This window comes from Streptomyces sp. 2A115, assembly GCF_052245575.1.
Lineage (GTDB): Bacteria > Actinomycetota > Actinomycetes > Streptomycetales > Streptomycetaceae > Streptomyces.
Genome location: NZ_JBQQCG010000061.1, coordinates 1 through 18,857, shown reverse-complemented (window position 1 = coordinate 18,857; position 18,857 = coordinate 1). Strand labels below are relative to the sequence as shown.

General features: G+C 71.3%; 19 protein-coding genes. 3 read left to right on the top strand and 16 right to left on the bottom strand.

The window, feature by feature from the left end; all coding sequences use genetic code 11:
• Positions 1 to 142: 142 nt before the first annotated feature.
• The 6 genes from ACTWQR_RS38185 to ACTWQR_RS38160 all read right to left on the bottom strand — a co-directional run bounded on the left by ACTWQR_RS38185 (position 143) and on the right by ACTWQR_RS38160 (position 4,340).
• Entirely contained in the window at positions 143 to 499 is a 357-nt protein-coding gene (locus ACTWQR_RS38185) for a cupin domain-containing protein (RefSeq protein ID WP_443231844.1), read from the bottom strand.
• The gene (locus ACTWQR_RS38180; protein WP_443231843.1) at positions 496 to 1,269 is read right to left on the bottom strand and encodes an HpcH/HpaI aldolase family protein; all 774 of its coding nucleotides are present in this window, start codon (positions 1,267 to 1,269) and stop codon (positions 496 to 498) included. Before ACTWQR_RS38180 ends, ACTWQR_RS38185 begins: the two co-directional genes overlap by 4 nt.
• 28 nt (positions 1,270 to 1,297) lie before the next feature.
• The gene (locus tag ACTWQR_RS38175) at positions 1,298 to 2,461 is read right to left on the bottom strand and encodes an amidohydrolase family protein (RefSeq protein WP_443231842.1); all 1,164 of its coding nucleotides are present in this window, start codon (positions 2,459 to 2,461) and stop codon (positions 1,298 to 1,300) included.
• Positions 2,462 to 2,488: 27 nt separating this feature from the next.
• Positions 2,489 to 3,349 (bottom strand): fumarylacetoacetate hydrolase family protein, encoded by an 861-nt coding sequence (locus tag ACTWQR_RS38170; RefSeq protein ID WP_443231841.1) that lies wholly within the window; start codon positions 3,347 to 3,349, stop codon positions 2,489 to 2,491.
• A 158-nt stretch (positions 3,350 to 3,507) separates the two neighbouring features.
• On the bottom strand, positions 3,508 to 3,903 hold the full coding sequence (locus ACTWQR_RS38165) for a nuclear transport factor 2 family protein (protein WP_443231840.1): 396 nt from the start codon (positions 3,901 to 3,903) through the stop codon (positions 3,508 to 3,510).
• Entirely contained in the window at positions 3,888 to 4,340 is a 453-nt protein-coding gene (locus tag ACTWQR_RS38160; RefSeq protein ID WP_443231839.1) for a VOC family protein, read from the bottom strand. Before ACTWQR_RS38160 ends, ACTWQR_RS38165 begins: the two co-directional genes overlap by 16 nt.
• Before the next feature lie 188 nt (positions 4,341 to 4,528).
• Here ACTWQR_RS38160 and ACTWQR_RS38155 point away from each other — a divergent pair, with 188 nt between their 5' ends.
• A complete protein-coding gene (locus ACTWQR_RS38155; protein WP_443231838.1) occupies positions 4,529 to 5,563 on the top strand; it encodes an aldo/keto reductase in 1,035 nt (344 codons plus the stop codon).
• A gap of 80 nt (positions 5,564 to 5,643) precedes the next feature.
• Here the strand turns inward: ACTWQR_RS38155 and ACTWQR_RS38150 are convergent, their stop codons facing one another.
• The 10 genes from ACTWQR_RS38150 to ACTWQR_RS38105 all read right to left on the bottom strand — a co-directional run bounded on the left by ACTWQR_RS38150 (position 5,644) and on the right by ACTWQR_RS38105 (position 16,457).
• Positions 5,644 to 6,558 (bottom strand): ABC transporter permease, encoded by a 915-nt coding sequence (locus ACTWQR_RS38150; RefSeq protein WP_443231837.1) that lies wholly within the window; start codon positions 6,556 to 6,558, stop codon positions 5,644 to 5,646.
• Positions 6,555 to 7,733, bottom strand: a complete 1,179-nt coding sequence (locus ACTWQR_RS38145) for an ABC transporter permease (protein ID WP_443231836.1) — start codon at positions 7,731 to 7,733, stop codon at positions 6,555 to 6,557. Before ACTWQR_RS38145 ends, ACTWQR_RS38150 begins: the two co-directional genes overlap by 4 nt.
• Positions 7,730 to 9,286, bottom strand: a complete 1,557-nt coding sequence (locus tag ACTWQR_RS38140) for an ABC transporter ATP-binding protein (RefSeq protein ID WP_443231835.1) — start codon at positions 9,284 to 9,286, stop codon at positions 7,730 to 7,732. Before ACTWQR_RS38140 ends, ACTWQR_RS38145 begins: the two co-directional genes overlap by 4 nt.
• Before the next feature lie 34 nt (positions 9,287 to 9,320).
• A complete protein-coding gene (locus tag ACTWQR_RS38135) occupies positions 9,321 to 10,412 on the bottom strand; it encodes a BMP family ABC transporter substrate-binding protein (RefSeq protein WP_443231834.1) in 1,092 nt (363 codons plus the stop codon).
• Between the two features lie 75 nt (positions 10,413 to 10,487).
• Positions 10,488 to 11,156 carry a flavin reductase family protein gene (locus tag ACTWQR_RS38130; protein WP_443231833.1) on the bottom strand — a complete coding sequence of 223 codons (669 nt, stop codon included), beginning with the start codon at positions 11,154 to 11,156 and terminating at the stop codon, positions 10,488 to 10,490.
• A gap of 13 nt (positions 11,157 to 11,169) precedes the next feature.
• Positions 11,170 to 12,549, bottom strand: a complete 1,380-nt coding sequence (locus tag ACTWQR_RS38125) for an amidohydrolase family protein (protein WP_443231832.1) — start codon at positions 12,547 to 12,549, stop codon at positions 11,170 to 11,172.
• Positions 12,546 to 13,568: a zinc-binding dehydrogenase gene (locus ACTWQR_RS38120; RefSeq protein ID WP_443231831.1), complete on the bottom strand. Its 1,023-nt coding sequence runs from the start codon at positions 13,566 to 13,568 to the stop codon at positions 12,546 to 12,548. Before ACTWQR_RS38120 ends, ACTWQR_RS38125 begins: the two co-directional genes overlap by 4 nt.
• A gap of 229 nt (positions 13,569 to 13,797) precedes the next feature.
• On the bottom strand, positions 13,798 to 14,412 hold the full coding sequence (locus ACTWQR_RS38115) for a PucR family transcriptional regulator (protein ID WP_443231830.1): 615 nt from the start codon (positions 14,410 to 14,412) through the stop codon (positions 13,798 to 13,800).
• Between the two features lie 60 nt (positions 14,413 to 14,472).
• Positions 14,473 to 15,000, bottom strand: a complete 528-nt coding sequence (locus tag ACTWQR_RS38110) for a hypothetical protein (RefSeq protein WP_443231829.1) — start codon at positions 14,998 to 15,000, stop codon at positions 14,473 to 14,475.
• 11 nt (positions 15,001 to 15,011) lie between these two features.
• On the bottom strand, positions 15,012 to 16,457 hold the full coding sequence (locus ACTWQR_RS38105; protein ID WP_443231828.1) for an aldehyde dehydrogenase family protein: 1,446 nt from the start codon (positions 16,455 to 16,457) through the stop codon (positions 15,012 to 15,014).
• Positions 16,458 to 16,529: 72 nt separating this feature from the next.
• Here ACTWQR_RS38105 and ACTWQR_RS38100 point away from each other — a divergent pair, with 72 nt between their 5' ends.
• Together ACTWQR_RS38100 and ACTWQR_RS38095 are read left to right on the top strand one after the other, a co-directional pair.
• Positions 16,530 to 17,612 carry an NAD(P)-dependent alcohol dehydrogenase gene (locus ACTWQR_RS38100; protein WP_443231827.1) on the top strand — a complete coding sequence of 361 codons (1,083 nt, stop codon included), beginning with the start codon at positions 16,530 to 16,532 and terminating at the stop codon, positions 17,610 to 17,612.
• Between the two features lie 182 nt (positions 17,613 to 17,794).
• A partial coding sequence (locus ACTWQR_RS38095) for a cytochrome P450 (RefSeq protein ID WP_443231826.1) occupies positions 17,795 to 18,857 on the top strand: 1,063 nt, incomplete at its 3' end.

Sequence of the window (18,857 nt, the reverse complement as noted above, 5' to 3'; positions counted from 1 at the left end):
AGTGCAAACGGGGCGCGATGTCCGAACTGCCGCTTCACCAAGGTCCTTTCGGGGGCCGTCGCAAAGGGCCGGTTCCTGTCCCGGCACGGGATACCGCACATTCGGGCGGGGCAACAAGCCTGCTTCCCGGCCCGCCCTTCGGTCAGGGGAGCAGGTCGGCCCTCGGCGGGACGAAGAAGTCGATGTTCACGCAGGGGGCCTCCGTCGGCTCCACGTAGTGCTCGCTGCCGCGGGGAACCAGCAGGAACGACCCCGCACGCATGTCGTGCGCGACACCGTCCACGTAGTAGTTCGCACGCCCCTGGGCGATATGGACCAGCTGGTCGAACTCCTCGTGCCGGTGCGGGTTGAGTGTCATGCCGACGTCGAGCTCGTGGTGGCAGATCATCATCTCGTCCGTCGCGTAGACGCGGCGGCGGACCCCCGGCCGCACCTGGGTCACCGGCAGCTCGTCCCAGTTGAGGACGGTGTGGAACAGCGCCGCGTTGCGTGTGGTCACTGGTTCTCCTCTCCGGCGGCCGCGCGCAGGGCGGCCGCCAACATCTGCAGGTCCGAGCCGACGACCAGGTAGTCGGCGCCACTCAGGCCCAGGTCCACCGCGGCACCCGGGGCCGGCACCCAGCCGCCGAACGCCACCGCCGCCGAACGGGCAGCCTCGCGCACGCGGTCCACCGCGGCGCGCAGCACCGCCGGGTCAGCCGGTAGCCCCAGGTCGACCGCGAGGTCGGTGCTGCCGACGAAGCACACGTCGAGGGCGGAGAGCAGATCCGGCAGAGGATCGGTCCGCGCCGTCTCGATCTGGCCCACCAGCACCGGCGGGTCGTCCTGCTCGGCACGCAGGAAGGCGGCCAGCGGGACCGCGCCGAACCGGGCGGCCCGGTTGGCCAGGCTGACCGACCGACGGCCGGCGGGCGCGAACCGGGTCGCCGCCACGAGTGCCTCGGCCTGGGCGGCGCGGGTGAGCATGGACAGCTGGATACCCGCCGCCCCGGCCTCCAGCAGCCGGTTGACGACGGCGGCGTCCACCTCGGGCACGCGGACCAGGGCCGGCAGGCCGCATGCGTGGGCGTGGCGCACCAGGTCGACGGCGTTTTGCTCGGTGAGGGTGGAGTGTTCGAGGTCGACGACCACGAACGCGAACCCGGCCGCCTCGGCCAGTTCCACCACGTCGGGCGACGCCAGCTTGACGAACGTGCCGACGGCGGGTCCCCCCTTCGTCAGGGCCGCGCGCAGCCGGCGCCGCAGCAGGTGGATGTCAGCGAGGGTCATCGCTTCTTCCTCAGGACGGGAGGGCGCCTCACGCCGACGGCAGACCGCGCCACGGCGTGATCTCGACCTCCGCACCGGCGTGCAGCACGACGGTCGGCTCCAGGCGCGGCGCGACAATCGTGTTGCCCGCGGCGTCGGGCAGGGTGACCTCGTCGGTCCAGTCGACGACCGTGACGTCGGCCCGTCCGCCGACCGCCAGGCGCCCGTAGCCCTCGGCATCCAGCCCGAGCAGCTGTGCGGGGGCGACGGTGGCCCGCCGGACGCACTCCTCCAGCGGCGCGCCGAGCGCGATCAGCTTGGAGATGCTGGTGAGCAGGTCGAACACCGGGCCGCGCCAGTTGCGGGCGCTGGTGTCCGAGCTGAGGATGTCGGGCAGGAATCCGTCGGCGATCGCCCGGCGCGCCACCTCGAAGCTGAGGTTGCTCTTGCCGTGGGCGGAGTCGAACAGCACGCCGCGCTCGCGGGCCGCCGTGACCGCGGGGTGCACCTGGTCGCCGTCGAGGATGCCGTTCGGCTTGCCGGTGTAGCAGTGCGCCACGATGTCGCCGGGGCGCAGGAAGTCCAGGACGACGGGCACCGGCTCCTCGGTCTCGCCGATGTGCACCATCAGTGGCAGTCCGGCCTGTTCGGCCAGCGCCACGGACTTCTTCAGCAGCGACTCCCAGTTCTCGCCGACGACGTCCTCGGACAGCCGGATCTTGAAGCCGCGCACGATGTCGGGGTGGGCCTCGGCGGTCGCGAGCGCGTCCTCGGGGACCAGGGTGTCGGGGTTGAGCAGTTCGCCGAACCTGAAGTCGATCAGCCCGAGCACCGAGACGTTGAGGAAGTTGACGATGCGCAGCGGGTTCGCCTCGACCACCAGCTTGCGGAAGGCCGCGAACGTGGAGGCGCCGGCCGTGCCGGCATCCGCCGCGGCGACGACGCCGCGGCGCAGGTGGGCCTCCTCGGCCGGGGCGCCGACGGCGGAGACGTACTGGAAGATGTGGGTGTGGCCCTCGACGAGGCCCGGCAGCACGGTGGAGCCGGTGACGTCGATCGTGCGGGCCGCGCCCGCCGCCAGCCCTTCCCCGATCGCGGCGATACGGTCACCGGTGACCGCCACGTCGAGCCGGGCGTTGGTGCCCGACGCCGGATCGATGACGGTGCCGCCGGCCAGGACGAGGTCGTAGGACGACGCGGAGGAGTTGGGCATCGGTGTGTGCTCCAGGGTGAGGGGCGGTCAGCTGACCGGTTCGGTCAGCCGGTGGTCGTGCGATGAGGCGTCCAGGGGACGCACGATGCGGGTGACAAGGGGCAGTACGCCGTCCACCTCGACCTGTATCTCGTCGCCGTCGGCGAGGAAGCACGTGCGGTCCTGGCCGGTGCCGGCCGGGGTTCCGGTGAGGACGACGTCGCCGGGTTCGAGGGCGGTGAAGCACGAGAGCCGGCTGAGCAGATCGGTGACCGAGAAGATCATCCCGGCGCTCGTGTCGTCCTGCACGAGCTCGCCGTTGACCCGCGTCCGTACACGGATCGCGTCGCGGTCGGGGAGGTCGTCGGGGGTGCAGATGGACGCGCCGAGCGGCGTGAACCCCGGGTAGCTCTTGGCGAGGGCGGGCACCGCCGTGGTGCGCATCACGTCGCGTGCCGTCATGTCGTTGGCCGCGGTGATGCCGGCGACCGCGGGCCAGACCTGCGCCTCGGATGCCTGGTACAGCCGATGCCCGACGACGACCGCGATCTCGCCCTCGTAGTCGGGTTCGGTCGCGGCCTGCGGGATCACCACCTGCGCGCCGGGTGCCAGGACGGCGGACGACGCGGCCAGGTACAGGATCGGCTGCTCGGGCAGTCCCCGACCGGCCCGGGCCGCCTTCGACAGGTAGTTGAGCCCGACGCCCCACACCGCGCGGGGACGGCCCAGCGGCGCGACGAGCGCGGCCTGGTCGAGCGGGATCCGTCGGCGCACCGCGCACGAGGCCAGGCTCTGCAGCGAGCCGTCCTGTTCGAGGACCGCGCCGACGTGCGGAAAAGCCGTGTCCAACAGGGCGATGGCCCCATCCTCTATTCGGCCCAGGCCGGCCTGTGTCGTCACCAGTCGCATGACGGCATCTTTCAATGCGAGACGCCATCGTGTCAAGCAATACGAGACGGCGTCATGCGAAGCGATACGCAGGCCGGGCTGCGGACGCGCCGACACCCCGTCCGCGCGAGAGGCGGACGGGGTGTCAAGGAGCTGGATCCGGGCCGTCGGCAGGGGTATCAGGCGAGCTGCCGCTGCACCTCGCCGCTGTCCCAGTAGTCCGTGCGGCGGGTGATGAGGCCGTCGGCGACAGTGAACACGAAGACCCCGCGCACGCGGACGGGGCGGTCGCCCGCCGAACGCATCAGGAACGTCATGACGTACGACACCGCGGCCGACTCGCCATCGACGAGGAAGCTCTCGGGCGCGTAGTGCAGGTCCCCGAAGTTGTCGAGGAACCCGGTCAGCGCGGCGCGGTACTCGGCGCGGCCCCTGCGGCTCTGTCCCATCGACGACGTGTGCTCGTTGACGAAGTCCTCGGCCACGCAGGCGGCCACGGCGTCGGCGTCGTGCGCGTTCAGCGCCGCGAGGTACGCCTCGACGGCGGCGCGGGTGTCCTTCAGGACGAACCCCACTTCTCCCGAACCGAGTCGAACACCCGCTGGTCGTGGGAGATCTCGACGACGTTGCCGTCCGGATCCTTCAGCGCGCAGATGTAGCCGACGGGATAGGGCATCTGTCGGGGCTCCCAGTGCAGACAGCCGAGCTCACGGGCCCTGTCCGCGAGCGCGTCGACGTCCTCCCGCGCCGGCACTTCGATGCCGAGGTGTGCGAACGGGTGCAGCAAGCCCAGCTGGTTGCCCTTGTCCTTGTTGAACGACACCAGGACGAGCACGAACGGTGTCTCGACCTGCTGGTCGTTGGAGAGCCAGACGCTCTCGCCGTCGGCGTCCTTGAACCGCTCGACCACGACCAGCGGAGTCAGCGTGGTGTAGAACGCGATCGCCTTGTCGAGATCGCCGGTCGGCAGCGCGACGTGAGTCCAGCGTGCCGAGGTGAGGCCGGTGGCCACGGTACCTCCATGGTGAGTGGTTCGGATTTCTTTGAGCCTAGGTGCGCCCGCACCCGCGGGTCGATGTGCTGCGGACACAACACGCAGGCCAGGGATGCTGGCCCCGCGCGACATCGGTTTGCGGCCTGCCGCCGTGCGAGCCTGCGAGAGGACAGCGACAGGGCGTCGGCTGGGAGACGAGGGCGAGCGTGCACTACCGGATTCTGGGTGGGACGGGCATCGAGGTGAGTCAGCTGTGCCTGGGGTCGATGATGTTCGGCGCCTGGGGCAACACCGACGAGGCGGAGTGCCACCGCATGGTGGCGACGGCGCTGGACGCCGGGGTCAACGTCGTCGACACGGCGGACGTGTACGCGTTCGGCGAGTCGGAGGAGATCATCGGCCGGGCGGTGAAGGGTCGGCGCGACGACGTCGTCCTGGTGTCGAAGGTCGCGAGCCGGATGCCCGCAGGACCGCTCGACCGCAACCGGGGCGGCACTTCCCGGCTGTGGATCACGCGTGCCGTGGAGGACAGCCTGCGACGGCTGGGGACGGACCACCTGGACGTGTACCTCGTCCACCGCCCTGACCCCCACACCGACGTCGAGGAGACCCTCGGTGCGCTCAGCGACCTGGTGCGGGCGGGCAAGGTGCGCGCGATCGGCACGTCGAGCTTCCCGGCCGAGGAGATCGTGGAGGCGCAGTGGGCGGCGCGGCGCGGTGGCCGCGAGCGGTTCACCGTGGAACAGCTGTCGTACTCGATCCTGGCCCGGCACGCGGAGGCCGCGGCCCTGCCCACCGCGCAACGGCACCGCATGGGCGTCATGGTCTGGAGCCCCCTCAACGGCGGCTGGCTGACGGGCAAGTACCGGGCCGACGCCGAACCGGCGGCAGACTCGCGCGCTTTGCGAAACAGCGAGCACTTCGACTTCGCCGACGAGCAGGTACGCACGCGCAAGCTCGCCGTCGTCGAGGAACTCGTGCGCCTGGCCGCCGAGGAGGGCTGCACGCTCGTCGAGCTGGCGCTGCGGTTCGTGCTCGCCCATCCCGGCGTCAGCACGGCCGTCATGGGCGCGCGCACCCATGACCAGCTCCTGTCGCAGCTCAGCGCGGTGGACCGGCCGCTGTCGGCCGAGGCGCTGGACCGGATCGACGCACTCGTCGCGCCGGGCAGCGTGCTCAACCCGCTCGACGTCGGCTACACGCCGCCGGCGCTGGAGACCGCGGCGCTGCGCCGCCGCTGACAGCGGGAGTGCGCACCCGCGGCGGATGCCGGTCCCGCGTGTTCGCGGCACCGGCGTCCGTCCTCGCCAGACCTGGGCCGTCACGTCGACCCACGCTCGAAGGGCCGGCCGAGCGCGCCGGGTTCCCGGTGCTGGGTGGTGAACAGCAGCATGGCCAGGAGCGCGAGCAGGTACGGGGCCGCGACGAGCAGTTGGGCGTTGAGGGTGACGCCGAGCGCCGGGAGCGCGAGGCGCATCGCGTCGGAGAGGCCGAAGACCAGGCAGCCGAGCATGGTCCGGCCGAGCCGCCACGCCCCGAAGATCACCGCGGCGATGACGATGTATCCGCGCCCGGCGGTCATGTTCTGGTTGAACGATCCGACCTCGCCGACCGCGAGGTACGCGCCACCGAGTCCGGCCAGTGCGCCGCACCACAGCAGAGCCTGCCGGCGCCGCATGTTCACCTTGATGCCCGTGACGTCGGCGGCCTGGGGGTTCTCCCCCACCGCCCGCAGTTCCAGGCCCCAGCGGCTGCGCTCCACCAGCCACCAGGTGAGCGGTATCAGCGCGAGCAGCAGGAAGGCGGGCCAGCGTTCGGAGAACAGCGGCTTGCCGAGGAGCGGGATGTCCTGCAGCAGTGGGATCGACAGCATGTGGACCTGGTGCGAGACGAACTCGTTCGTCGTGATCAGGTAGCTCGTCAGCCCGAGCACCAGCGCGTTCAGCACCAGGCCGACGACGAAGGTGTTGATCTGCGCCCGGTGGGACAGGTTGCCGTGCACGAAGCCCAGGACGAGGCCTGTGACGACTCCGGCAACGAGACCGACGCTGGCGCTGCCGGTCGCGCTCGCGGTGGCGATCGAGGTGAACGCGGCGCCGAGCATCATCGCCTCGACGGAGATGTTCATCGTGCCGGCGCGCTCGGCCACGTACTCACCGCAGGCGGCGAACGCCAGGGGCACGGTCAGCCGGACACCGCTGGCGAGAATGGTGGTGGTGCTGTCCAGAACGCTCACGCGGCTGCCTTCACCTTGGTCGGGACGACGGACAGGTCGGGCGCCGCCTGCGGGGTGGCACCGCGACGCCTGCTGAAGAGATCGATGAGGACGGGCGGCGCGACGAACGCGAGGACCAGCAGTGCTTTGACGACATCGACGAGGTAGTACGGCACGCCCGTGGCCGAGAGGAAGTCGCCGCCCGCACGCAGCACGGCGAACACCAGCGACACCGGGATCGCGATTAGGGGCCGGTTGCGTGCGACGAGCGCGACGAGCAGGCCGTCCCAGCCGAAGTTGTCCGAGAGCCCGGCCTGCAGCCGGTTGGTGCCGACCGGGCTGACCAGCAGCAGCCCGCCCGCCAGTCCGGCGAAGGCACCGGACAGGGCCAGGGTGAAACCACCGAGCGCGGCCACCCTCACACCGGTGTGCTTGGCCGTCAACGGATTCAGTCCGAGCATGCGCACCCGAAAGCCCCACCGGCTGCGGGTGAGGACCACGGCGACGCCGGCCGCGGCAGCCAAGGCGATGAACAGGCCGATGTTCCACCGCACCGACGGGTACTGCCCGAAGCCGCCGAGCTGGGCGCCTGCCGGCAGGGGGTTGGACGCCGCGTCGGCGATGCCCGAGGAACCCTGCGCGCTCTCCTGCAGCCACGGCGTGCTGACCGCGAACGTGACGAGCTGGATGGCCAGAAACGTCATCAGCAGGGTGCTCACCGGGACGTTGACGCCGCGCAGGCGGAGCATCATCGCGCTGAGCGCGGCCCAGGCGCCACCGCCGACGGCCGCAGCGATGAGCACCACGACGACCAGCATCGGGCCGGGCACGGCCAGCCGCAGTCCGACCCAGGCTCCGAACAGGCCGCCGATGAGCACCTGCCCCTCCTGGCCGATGTTGAACATGCCGGCCGACGCGCAGATACACGCACCGACCGCGACCAGCAGCAAAGGCGCCGCGTTGAGCAGCGTCGTCGTCCATCCCGTGGCGTCGGCCAGACTCCCGGTCCATATCGCGTCGGCCGAAGCACTCGGCGAACCACCGGTCAGCACGAGCAGCAGCGCGGAGGCGCCCGCGGCGACGGCGACCAGCACGGCGGTCAGGCCCGCCGTCATCCAGCCGCCGCGCCCGGGCCGGAGCCGGGCGAGAAAGCGCCGGGCGAGGGCGTCCCCGTTCGTCAGCGAGGCGGCACTCATGCGGCCTCACCGCCGACCAGCATGCCCAGTCGCTCGGGGGTCGCCTCCGAGACGGGGAGTGCTCCGGTGATCCGCCCGGACGAGATCACCGCGATCCAGGTTGCAAGGGCCATGACTTCCTCGAGTTCGGTGGAGATGAGCAGCACTCCGACGCCGTCCGCGGCCGCCTGGCGCAGCCGGGCGTACATGTCCTCGATGGCGCCGACGTCCAGCCCGTGGGTGGGCTGCGCGGCCACCAGGACGCTGGTGTGACCGGACAGTTCCCGGGCGAGGACGACGCGTTGCTGGTTGCCTCCGGAGAGGCTGCGCACCGGCGCGTCGAGCGAGGGCGCGATGATGTTGAACTCGTCGGCGAGGCGACGGGCTTCGGCGTGCATCGCGCGCCGGCGCAGCAGGAACCGGCCGCTGAGCTTGTCGAGCGACTTCATGGTCAGGTTTTCGGTGACACTCATGTCCAGGACGACGCCGCTTTGGTGACGGTCCTCCGGCACGATGCCCAGACCCGCCTTCCCGAGCGCGCCGGGTCGGCTCACGTCGACCCTGCGTCCGGCGACCTCGACGGTGCCGGCGGTCGGCGCGAGAAGCCCGGCCAGTACCTCGCCGAGCACCGCCTGGCCGCTGCCTTCGACACCGTAGAGGGCGCAGATCTCGCCCGCGCCCACGGTCAGGTCGACATCTTGAAGGACATTCACCCCGCCTTTTTCGACGGTCAGTTGAGCCAAGCGCAGGACGGGCGGGGGCCGGTCGTGTGCCCCGCCCTGGCCCGTGCGGGTCGTGTTGACCGGCAGCAGGCCGAGGGCGGCTCCCTCCTCGTGCAGCGACACGTCCCGGCCCACCATCTGGCGGGCCAGTTCCGGCGCGGTGGTCTCGGCGGTGACCGCCCGGAAGGCGACACGGCCCTTGCGCAGGACCGTCACCCGGTCCGTGGCCTGCACGATCTCGGCGAGCTTGTGGCTGATGAGGATGACCGCGCGCCCCTCCTCCTGCACCACCCGGCCGAGCACGGCGAACAGTTCCTGCGACTCGGCCTGGGTCAGCACCGAGGTGGGCTCGTCGAGGATCAGGATCTGCGGGTTGCGCCGCAGACACTTGACCACCTCGACGCGCTGCCGCTCGCCCGCCGAGAGCGCGTCGACGCGCGCCTCGGGGTCGACCGGCAGCCCGTACCGTGCGGCGACCTCGGCGATGTCGGCGCAGATGGCCTGCTTGTTCACCGCGCCGGTGTCGCCGAGTGCGACGTTCTCCCACACGGTGAGCCCGCTGATGAGGCTGAAGTGCTGGTGCACCATGCCGATGCCCAGCTCGGCCGCTTCCTGTGGGCTGTCCAGCGCGACCTGTTCGCCGCGCACCAGCACGGTGCCGGCGTCGCGCCGGATCAGCCCGAGGAGAACCTTCATGAGACTGGACTTGCCTGCCCCGTTCTCGCCCAGGAGACCGTGGATCTCGCCGGCGTCGACGGTGAGGTCCACGGCGTCGCAGGCCGTGACGGACCCGTAGGACTTGGTGATGCCACGCAGCTCGAGGATCCGAGCCGCTGAGGTCGTGGGTGTCATCGCGTGTGACTCTCCTGGGTCGGTGTCGGCACGGTCAGCCGAGGCGCTTGACCTCGGACTCCGGGTCGATCTCCTTGCTGCCGATCTTCTTCATGAACTCCGCCAGCTGCTGGTCCTCGTCGCCCTGGCCCTTGCAGATCTTGACGGTCGGGAAGGGGTCGACGCCCAGCTGCCACACGCGCGGCGTGCCCATCTTCAGGTCGTCCTTCGCGAAGTCCTCCAGCGCGGCGCGGAAGTAGTCACCCGGGCTGAAGATCACCGAGATGTCGAACTTCGGGCTGGTCGAGTCGCACCGGTCGGTGCCCGGGGTGAGTGTCAGCACGCCCTTGGCGTTCGCCACCTGCGCCGCGGCGTCGGTCGCACCCCCGAGGTAGGGGTAGATGACCTTGGCACCCTGGCTGATCTGGGCCTGAATGGCCTCCTTGGCCTTCGCCGAGTCGTTGAAGTCACCGGTGTAGGTGCTCACCAGGGTGGCCTTGGGGACAACCTCCCGGATCCCGGCCAGGAAGGCCTTGGCTCCGAGGACACTGAAGTCGGCCTTGATGCCGGTGACGAACCCGGCCTTGGTGTAGCCGGCCGCCTTCATCTTCAGGCCCGCGGCGTAGCCGGCGGCGAGCATCGACTGGTTGGGGTTGTCGGAGGACAGCATGATCCGCGGCGTCTGGTCGATGTTCGCCGACGACGGCACGTACCACGCGGTCTTGGCGCAGACCGGCTCCTCGGAGGCCGGGATGGCGGCCTTGAGCTCGCTGGCGGCGAGCGCGACCATGTCGACGTGCTGCTGGCACAGCGCGCGTGCGGCGCTGAGCGCGTCGCTCGCGGGCACGCTGCCGCGCTTGATGACCTTCCAGCCCTTTTCCTTGGCGAAGGCGTCCGCCGAGTCGACGAAGCTCTCGTAGTAGCCGTGGTCGTTGATGTCTCCGGGGCTGAGGACACCGACGACGACCTTGCCGTCGCCGTTGACGTCGGGTTCGTTGAGGCCCGAGCCGCCGCTGCCGCCGCTCGCCGCGGCGGTCGTCTTGGGTGCCGTCGCGTCGTTGTCGGCGCAGCCGGAGAGCGCGAGGACTCCGGTGAGGGCGAGGCCGAGCGCCGCCCGACAACGCCAGAGAGATCTACCTGCAGTCATGGTGAGGTTCCGTTCGCTGGGTGGCACCGCCTCGTCGAGGCGGTGGTGAGTCGGGGGGTGGTTAAGTCGGGGAGGTCAATTGGCGGATGTGCCGGCCCGGCCGAGCTCGGCGTAGGCGATCCGCTCCTGGTGGAAGATGGACTGCTCACCCGCGGTGACGAACCACGGGAAACCCATCCGCCCCACCGCTCGTACCTGGGTGGGGTCGACGCGGCCCGGGGCGGACATGATCGAGTCGTCGGTGGTGATGCAGACGACCTCGGCGAGCAGGATGTGCACGCCCGAGAAGCAGGATGTGTGGTCGCCGCGGTCGATGACCTCGTGCACCCGGCACTCCAGATGCGCGGGGCTGTCGGCCAGCGACGGCGTGTCGACGACCTGTGAGGGCACCGACCGCCAGTCGGCGACGTCCATCTCGCTGACGCCGCGGGGATACTCGCGGGCCACCGCCTCGATGTGCTCGGCGATTTCGGCGGTGGTGACGTTGACGACGAACTCGCCCGTGCGCTCGATGTTGAGCCAGGTGTCCTTCGGCTCCGGAGTCGCCTCGCGCTGGGCGCCGATGGTGACCGCGATCAGCGGCGGTTCGCCGCTGACCGGCATGTAGTAGCTGTACGGTGCGACGTTGACCCCTCCGTCCGGGTCGAGCGTGGTGATCATCGCGATCGGCCGCGGTACCACCAGTTGCGAGAGCAGGCCCTGCTTCTGGGCTGGGGAGCGTCCGGACATGTCGATGACGTTCAACGGGTGGTCTCCTTTACGGGGTGCCCGCCGGCTTTGTCGGCCAGGTCGGGCGGGGCGTGATGCCGGCGCGCCGCAGGAGGGCGGCGGATCGCTCGGCGGCGGCCTCGGCGACGGCGGCGAGGTCGATGCCGGTCGGTCGCCGGTCGCGGACGACCACGCGGCCGTCGACCAGCACGTCACGGACGGTGCGCGATACGTGGCCCCATACGAGCTGGCGGGCCAGATCGCCGCGGGGCATCCAGGCGGGGTCGCCGGCGTCGAGCACGACGAGGTCGGCGGCCTTGCCGACCTCGAGGGAGCCGGTCCGCTCGCCGAGACCGATCGCCTCGGCGCCGTCGACCGTCGCGAGTGCGAACGCCTGCTCGGCGCGGATCGGGTCGGGCAGGTCGCGGTCGCGTTCGAGGCCGGCGAACAGGTAGGCGGCCAGGAGGACGTCCGGGGCGTCGCCGGCGTTGTGGGCGTCGCAGCCCAGTGCCACCCGGCCACCCCGGCGCACCAGTTCGGCGTGGCGCGACGCGCGGGTATATCCCTGGGCGAGACGCAGGTACGCCCCCGGGCAGGCGGCGACCGCGGTACGGGTCTCGAGGATCGCGTCGACCTCCGCGTCGTCGAGCCACACTGCGTGCCCCAGCAGCAGTCGCGGGCCGAGTACTCCCAGCTCGCCGAAGTGGACCACCGGTCGCCGGGCGCAGCGCTTGGCGTAGGCCTCGACGTCGGCGGGACCGGGCGAGACGTGCCAGGTCAGTCCGACATCGAGCCGCTCGGCCAGGCTCGCCGCTCCGGTGAAGAGTTCGTCGCTGGCGAGGTCGTGGCCGACGAGCGTCACCCACCCGGTGACCGGCCCGGTGACCGGCAGGGACCGGACGATGTCCTCCTGCCGGGCGAGCACCTCGTCGGCGGGCGCACCGAACGGCACGCCCTCGGCGTCCCAGCCCCAGCCGCCGACCCGCGCGCGGATCCCCGCGGCGGCGAGCCCTGCGGCGACCCGTTCCGGGTAGGCCACCGTGCCCGGCTCCAGCACTGTGGTGATGCCTCGGGACAGGCACTCGACGGCGGTGATGGTCGCGGCCAGTTCGTCGTCGTCACCGTCGGCGTGGGCGTGCAGCGGGACGATCCAGTCGAAGATCGACTCCTGTGAGCTGATGTGATCGGGGATGGTGCTGCGCACGAGGGGGTCGACGGTGGTGTGCTGGTGGGCGTCGACGAGGCCCGGGATGACGACACAGCCCGACGCGTCGATCTCCTGTGCACCGGGGAAGCGGGCGCGCAGGTCCTCGGCCGTGCCGAGCGCGGCGATGCTGTCCCCTGACACGGCGACCGTCGCGCCGGTGAGTACCCGCCGCGCGGGGTCCATGGTGACGATGTCGCCGCCCACGATGAGCAGGTCGGTCATGGCGCGATCACGACCTTGCCGATGGTGTCGCGGGCGTCGAGCACGTCCCAGGCGTCGGCGAGATCCTCGAGCGGGAACCGGGCGGCGGTAGGCAGGTGCAGGAGGTCGGCGAAGCAGGCTGACGTGGCGGCGACGAAGTCGGCTGAGGTGTAGCCGCCGGCGCCCAGCAGTTTGAGGCCGCGGTGGAAGACCTCTCTGAGCGAGAACGAGACCTCGTCACCGCTGGTGTTGCCCAGCAGCAGCAGACGCCCGCCAATGCCGAGGCAGTCCAGTGAGGTGCGCCAGGTGTCGGCCCCGACGTGGTCCAGGACCAGGTCCGCTCCGGCGCCGTCGGTGAAGGCGGTCACCGCTTTCACCGGGTCAGGTTCGTCGTTGCGCAGGGCCAGGTCCGCGCCGGCCGCGCGGGCCGCGGCCAGCTTCGCGTCGCTGCTCGCGAACGCGACGACCGAGGCACCGGCCTGCTTGGCCAGCGCGATGGCCGCCAGGCTGACGGGACTGGCGGCCGCGTGCACGACGAGGGTCTCACCGGCGTCCAGTGCTCCGACGGTGTGCACCGCGTGCCACGCCGTGGCGAAGGCGGTGGGCAGGGTGACGGCCGCGGCCAGCGGCAGGGATTGGGGGACCCTGACGATCGATTCGGCAGATGCCAGTACGTATTCAGCCAGCGCGCCGGGGGTGTTGCCGCCGAGGATGCGCGGGCTGACGCAGTACGCCCGGTCGCCCACCGAGCAGCGCGGGCAGTTGCCGCAGCCCTGGGTGGGATCGGCGATGACCCGGTCGCCGGGGACAACCGAGCTGACCGCGGATCCGGTCGCCGCCACCGTTCCGGCGAAGTCCATGCCCGGCACGTGCGGTAGGCGAAAGCCGGGGATCAGGCCCGGCCCTTGGCGCTGCAGCAGGTCCAGCCGGTTCAGCCCGCAGTACGCGACCTCGACGACGACGTCGCGCGCACCGCACACCGGCTCCGGGACTTCCTGCAGGGACACGACCTCGGTTCCCCCGAAATCGGTCTGCACCATCGCTCGCACCGCGGCCCTCCTCACCTCAGCCGTCTCGCATTGCGAGGCGGTGGAACGTATTGTGAGGCCACTCTGCCTATGCCAACCAGCGCTGTCAACGCTCCGCTGGAACAACTTGGTTTCGTCGACGTTTCGCCTACTCGTAAGACTCACGGCGCAGGAAACGGCCGGCTGGAAGCCGGTGCGGAGGCATGCGCCGCGCCATCCCGGCGGCGCAGCGAAGGGTGGTTCAGTGCCCCGCGGAAGCCGGCTCGTCGTCGCCGCGCAGCCGCTGGTCGTCGGCGGCAAGCAGGTCGAGCGCCGCGAGCGCCAGATGCAACTGCGCCGAGGCGGCCGGAAGCAGCGGGTCCGTGCCGAGGAGTGTCTTGATCTGGCGAACCCGGTAGCCCACCGAGTTGCGGTGGAGATGGAGCTGTTCGGAGACGCTTTGCCTGCTGCCCCGCTCGGCCAGCCAGGCACGCAGAGTGGCCATCAGTTCCGGACGCTGCCGGATCGGCCCGAGGTGCGCTTCGGCGTACGCCTCGAGCTCCACGCGTGGCAGGGACAACAGCACCTGGACCACCCCGCAGCGGCCGAAGGTGAGCAGCGGGACGCGCCGGCTCCGGGCCAGGCCGAGCAGCCGTTCGGCCTCGGTGAAGGACCGGGCCAGACCGATCGGTGAGTCGGGGTGGGAGCCGCTCGCCGCGACGACGTGGTCACCGGCGGCTTCGTCGCCGGTCATCAGGCACAGCCGGCTTCGCAGGCGGGCGAGCACCACCTCGCCCGGCACCACCGTCCACGCCGTGCGCGCCTCCTGCTGCACCGGGTGCTCCAGCCAGGCGAGGGCGGTGGACCAGGCGCGCAAGCGGGAGCCGCTGTAGTGCAGTACGGCACCGGCCGGCGGTCGCTGCAGATCGATCCCCAGTTATGCGGCCGCCGCCCCCACCGAAGGGCTCACCGTCCCGCACCGCAGCGCGGCGACGACGTCGGGCGGTGTGTACTGCGGCGCGACCTCGGCAGAGCCGTCCCCTGCGCGCACGGCGTCGATGAGGAGCGCGGTGACGGCGGCACCGGCCAGCGCCTGCACGCGCGGATCGCCGGGACCGACGGTCAACAGCACACCGGCCACTGTCGTGCCTGCACGCACGGGCAGCGCCGTGACCCGCAGTCCGTCAAGCGTGTCGACCACCGGTCCGGCGACGCCGGCGAGCACGCCGTCCGCCACCGCGGCCGGCACTCCTGAGCCGCCGTCGGTGGACGCCAGCGGCATGCCCTCTGCGGACAGCAGGCGCACATGCCCGCCGGTCGCCCGGCCAAGCGCCCGGAGCACGTCCGATCGCGCGGCCCCGGCGAGCACGGCCTCGGTCAATTCCCGTTCCAGCAGGGCGGGTTCGGCCTCTGGCCCCGCCCTCTCCCGGGCCGGTCCGGACCACGCTCCGGCGATGGTTCCCATGGTGTCGAGTCTCAGCCGGCCAGCAGCCGGATGGCCACGCCCTTCTCCTGGGTGTACTCGCGCAGCGCTCCGTACCCGCCGCCCCGGCTGAACCCGCTGTCCTTCTGCATGTTGAACGGGAAGCCGATCACTCCGGCGTCGTGGAACTGGTTGACCGCCACCTGCCCGGAGCGGACGTCCTTCGCCAGCCGCAGTGCCCGGGAGACGTCGTTGGTCCAGATGCAGGCCAGCAGGCCGAAGTCCGTCGCGTTCATCAGCTCGGTCGCCTCGGCCGTGTCGCGGAACGACTGGACGGCGAGGACCGGACCGAAGACCTCCTCGCGGGCGACGCGCATGCCCGCGTCCACACGGTCGTACACGGTCGGCTGGACGAACCACCCGTCGCCGGTGGGTGCGCCACCGGTGACCAGCCGCGCGCCCTCGCGAGGCGCGCCCTCGAGGAAGCCGCTGACGCGGGCGAACTGCGCGGCGCTGACCAGCGGTCCCATGTCCAGGTCGGCGCCCCAGGGCCCGGTCTTGACCGCGGCCATGGCGGCGGCGACCCGCTCCACGACCTCGTCGTGCACCGTTCCCTCGACGAGCAGCCGGGAACCGGCATAGCAGTTCTGCCCCGCGTTCTCGGTGATCGAGGCGACGACCGCCTCGATCGCCGTGTCCATATCTGCGTCGGCGAACAGCACGTTCGGCGATTTGCCGCCGAGTTCGAGCTTCACCGGTACGAGGTTCTGCGCGGCGGCCGTCATGATCGCCCGCCCGGTGGCGGTGGAGCCGACGAAGCTGATGTGGTCGACGCCCGGGTGCGAGGTCAGGGCGGCGCCCGCCTGGGGGCCGCCCGCGACGACGTTGAGCACCCCCTGCGGGAAGCCGGCGCGGCGGGCGAGTTCGGCGAGGGCGAACGGGGCCAGCGGCGCGATCTCGGACGGCTTGAGGACGACCGTGTTGCCCGCGGCGAGCGCCGGCGCGACGTTCGCGGCCATGAGCACGGCAGGCACGTTCCACGGGATGACCACGGCGCACACGCCGTACGGCTCGGGAACCGTGTAGCCGAGGTAGTCGGGGCTGCGGGTGGGCAGCGTGACCCCGGTGAGCTTGTCGGCCGCGCCCGCGAAGTAGTTGATGATGTCGTGGGCGATGTACATGTTCGCCCGGCCCCCGGACAGCGGCTTGCCCACGTCCCTCGCCTCGACGGCCGCCAGCGCCTCGACGTCGGCGAGGATCAGGTCGGCCCAGCGCCGGATCAGTGCCCCGCGCTCGGTGGGGTTGGTCGCCGCCCAGCCAGGGGAGGCGCGGCGCGCCGCGGCGACCGCGTCGTCCACATCGGCTCCGCCCGACAGTGCCACCTTGGTGATCACCTGCTGGGTGGCCGGATCGACGATGTCCAGGGTGCCGCCATCGCGGGCCGTAACCCACTCGCCGTCGATGAAGTGCTGGGAAGAAGGGAAGTCAACAGCAGCCATACGTGAACCTTGACCGACCCTGTCACGCATGTCAATATGCGATCTCGCTATGTGAGTCACCGAGGAGGCCTGGTGCGTGCCACCGCCGCTCTGCTGGAGCAAGCCGGACAGCCATTCGTCCTGACCGAGGTGGATCTGGAGGAGCCCCGCCCCGACGAGGTGCTCGTCCGCGTCGCCGGCGTCGGCATTTGCGGCACCGACCTCGAGTTCGCCACCTTCTTCCCCACGCCGGCGCTGCTCGGGCACGAGGGGTCGGGCGTCGTCGAGAAGGTCGGCGCGCACGTCACCTCCCTGCGCCCGGGCGACACCGTCACCATGTCCTTCGCGTCGTGCGGCACGTGCACGCTGTGCCGCACCGGCTCGCCGGCCTACTGCCGCGGCTTCGACGCGGTGAACTTCTCCGGCCGCCGCCCCGACGGCTCCACCGCGGTGACCCATGAGGGGCGCGAGGTCAACGCCCACTTCCTGGGCCAGTCGTCGTTCGCCAGCCACGTCGTCGCACCGGAGCGGGCGGTCGTCCGGATCGACCCGGCGTTGGACCTGCTGCGGGCCGGGCCCTTCGGCTGCGGCTTCCAGACCGGCGCCGGGGGCGTGCTCAATGTGCTGCAGCCGCGCCCCGGCTCGTCGATCGCCGTCTTCGGGGCGGGGGCTGTCGGTGTGGCCGCCATCATCGCGGCCTCGCTGAGCGGCTGCGCGGTCGTCGCCGCCGTCGACGTGAACCCGGCCAAGCTGGAGGCTGCCCGCGGTTTCGGCGCCACGCACACCGTCGACTCCTCGGCCGGGCCGGCGGCCGAGCAGTTGGCCGCCCTCGTCCCCGAGGGGTTCGACTTCGTGATCGACACGACCGGGCGCGAGGACGTCCTGCGTACCGCGGTGGAGTCTCTCGGGCCGCTCGGCCGCGCCGGGGTCATCGGCGTCGGGCCGAGCGAGTCGATGAGCTTCGACTGGCGCAGCATCCTCAACGGGCGCAGCGTCACCGGCATCATCGGCGGGTCCAGCCTGCCGCAGGTATTCCTGCCTCAGCTGCTCGAACTGAACGCCAAGGGCCGGTTCCCGGTCGAGAAGATGATCACCTACTTCCCGTTCGAGCAGATCAACGAGGCCGTCGCGGCGGTCCGGTCCGGCTCGGTCGGCAAAGCTGTGCTGACCTTCTGAGGCAATGCCGTACTGACCTTCTGCGGCAAAACCGTGCTGACCTTCTGAAACGTCGTCCAAGAGGCGTTGTCGCACACGGCGGCAGCACCTTAGGGTGGGCCGACGCCGATGAGGCACAGACATCCGGTGGCGCGGCCGGACAACACCGCGCAGAAGACACGAGCACGTGGAGCGTGCCCACCATGTCCGCCGACATCGACTTCGACCACCACTCCGACGAGGCCAACGCCGATCCGGTCGCCTACTACGCGCGCTTGCGCGAGTCCTGCCCGGTAGGCCGTTCCGCCGCCTACGGCGGCTTCACCTACACCACGCGGTATGCCGACGTGGCCCGCATCGCCCGCGACGACGAGACGTTCTCCTCGGCCCGCAGCGACCACGGCGGCCAGGGCGTCGGCATCGTCATCCCCAAGGGACCGGGGCTCGACCAGTATCCGATCGAGCTCGACCCGCCGCGGTCGACCGAGTACCGGCAACTGATCAACCCGCTGCTCACCCCGGAGGCGATAGAGCGGCTGGTGCCCATGATCGAGCGCCACGCCGCCCGCGTCGTCGACGACTTCGTCGAGCTCGGCTCCTGCGACTTCGTCCGTGACCTCACCAACCCGCTGCCGGCGGCGGTGACCTTGGACTGGCTCGGATTCCCCGAGGAGGACTGGGCGAAGCTGGCGGGGCCGATCCACGACATCTTCGCCGCAGCGGCGGGCAGCGAGCGCGCCGAGCGCGGGGCCGCCGGACTGGCCTACATGGATCAGCGCATCCGCGAGCTGATCGCCGAGCGCCGCTCCGCGCCACGGGCCGACGCGGTCAGCGCGCTGGTGGCCGGCCGGCGCGGTGACGGCAGCGACTTCGGCGAGGACGAGCTGGTGTCGGTGATCGGCCTGCTCATCGCCGGTGGCGTCGACACCACCACCTCCCTGACCGGATCGACGCTCGTCCACCTCGCCCGCCACCCCGAGCAGCGCCAGAGGCTGATCGACTCCCCCGATCTGCTGGACACCGCGACCGAGGAGTTCCTGCGCGCCTTCGCCCCGTCGCAGTCGATGGCGCGCACGGTCACCCAGGACGTCGAGGTCGGCGGCTGTCCGATGCACCAGGGCGACCGGGTACTGATCCCGTGGGTCGCCGCGAACCACGACCCCGCGGTGTTCCCCGACCCCGAACAGGTACGGCTGGACCGAGACGCCAGCCGGCATCTCAGCTTCGGGATCGGGTCGCACCGGTGCGCCGGCGCACCGGTGCGAC

Coding starts and splice junctions, on each gene's coding strand:
- ACTWQR_RS38105 (WP_443231828.1), bottom strand. CDS start 16,457: ATGGCTGCTGTTGACTTCCCTTCTTCCCAGCACTTCATCGACGGCGAG.
- ACTWQR_RS38175 (WP_443231842.1), bottom strand. CDS start 2,461: ATGCCCAACTCCTCCGCGTCGTCCTACGACCTCGTCCTGGCCGGCGGC.
- ACTWQR_RS38140 (WP_443231835.1), bottom strand. CDS start 9,286: ATGACACCCACGACCTCAGCGGCTCGGATCCTCGAGCTGCGTGGCATC.
- ACTWQR_RS38135 (WP_443231834.1), bottom strand. CDS start 10,412: ATGACTGCAGGTAGATCTCTCTGGCGTTGTCGGGCGGCGCTCGGCCTC.
- ACTWQR_RS38145 (WP_443231836.1), bottom strand. CDS start 7,733: ATGAGTGCCGCCTCGCTGACGAACGGGGACGCCCTCGCCCGGCGCTTT.
- ACTWQR_RS38180 (WP_443231843.1), bottom strand. CDS start 1,269: ATGACCCTCGCTGACATCCACCTGCTGCGGCGCCGGCTGCGCGCGGCC.
- ACTWQR_RS38110 (WP_443231829.1), bottom strand. CDS start 15,000: ATGGGAACCATCGCCGGAGCGTGGTCCGGACCGGCCCGGGAGAGGGCG.
- ACTWQR_RS38120 (WP_443231831.1), bottom strand. CDS start 13,568: ATGGTGCAGACCGATTTCGGGGGAACCGAGGTCGTGTCCCTGCAGGAA.
- ACTWQR_RS38125 (WP_443231832.1), bottom strand. CDS start 12,549: ATGACCGACCTGCTCATCGTGGGCGGCGACATCGTCACCATGGACCCC.
- ACTWQR_RS38170 (WP_443231841.1), bottom strand. CDS start 3,349: ATGCGACTGGTGACGACACAGGCCGGCCTGGGCCGAATAGAGGATGGG.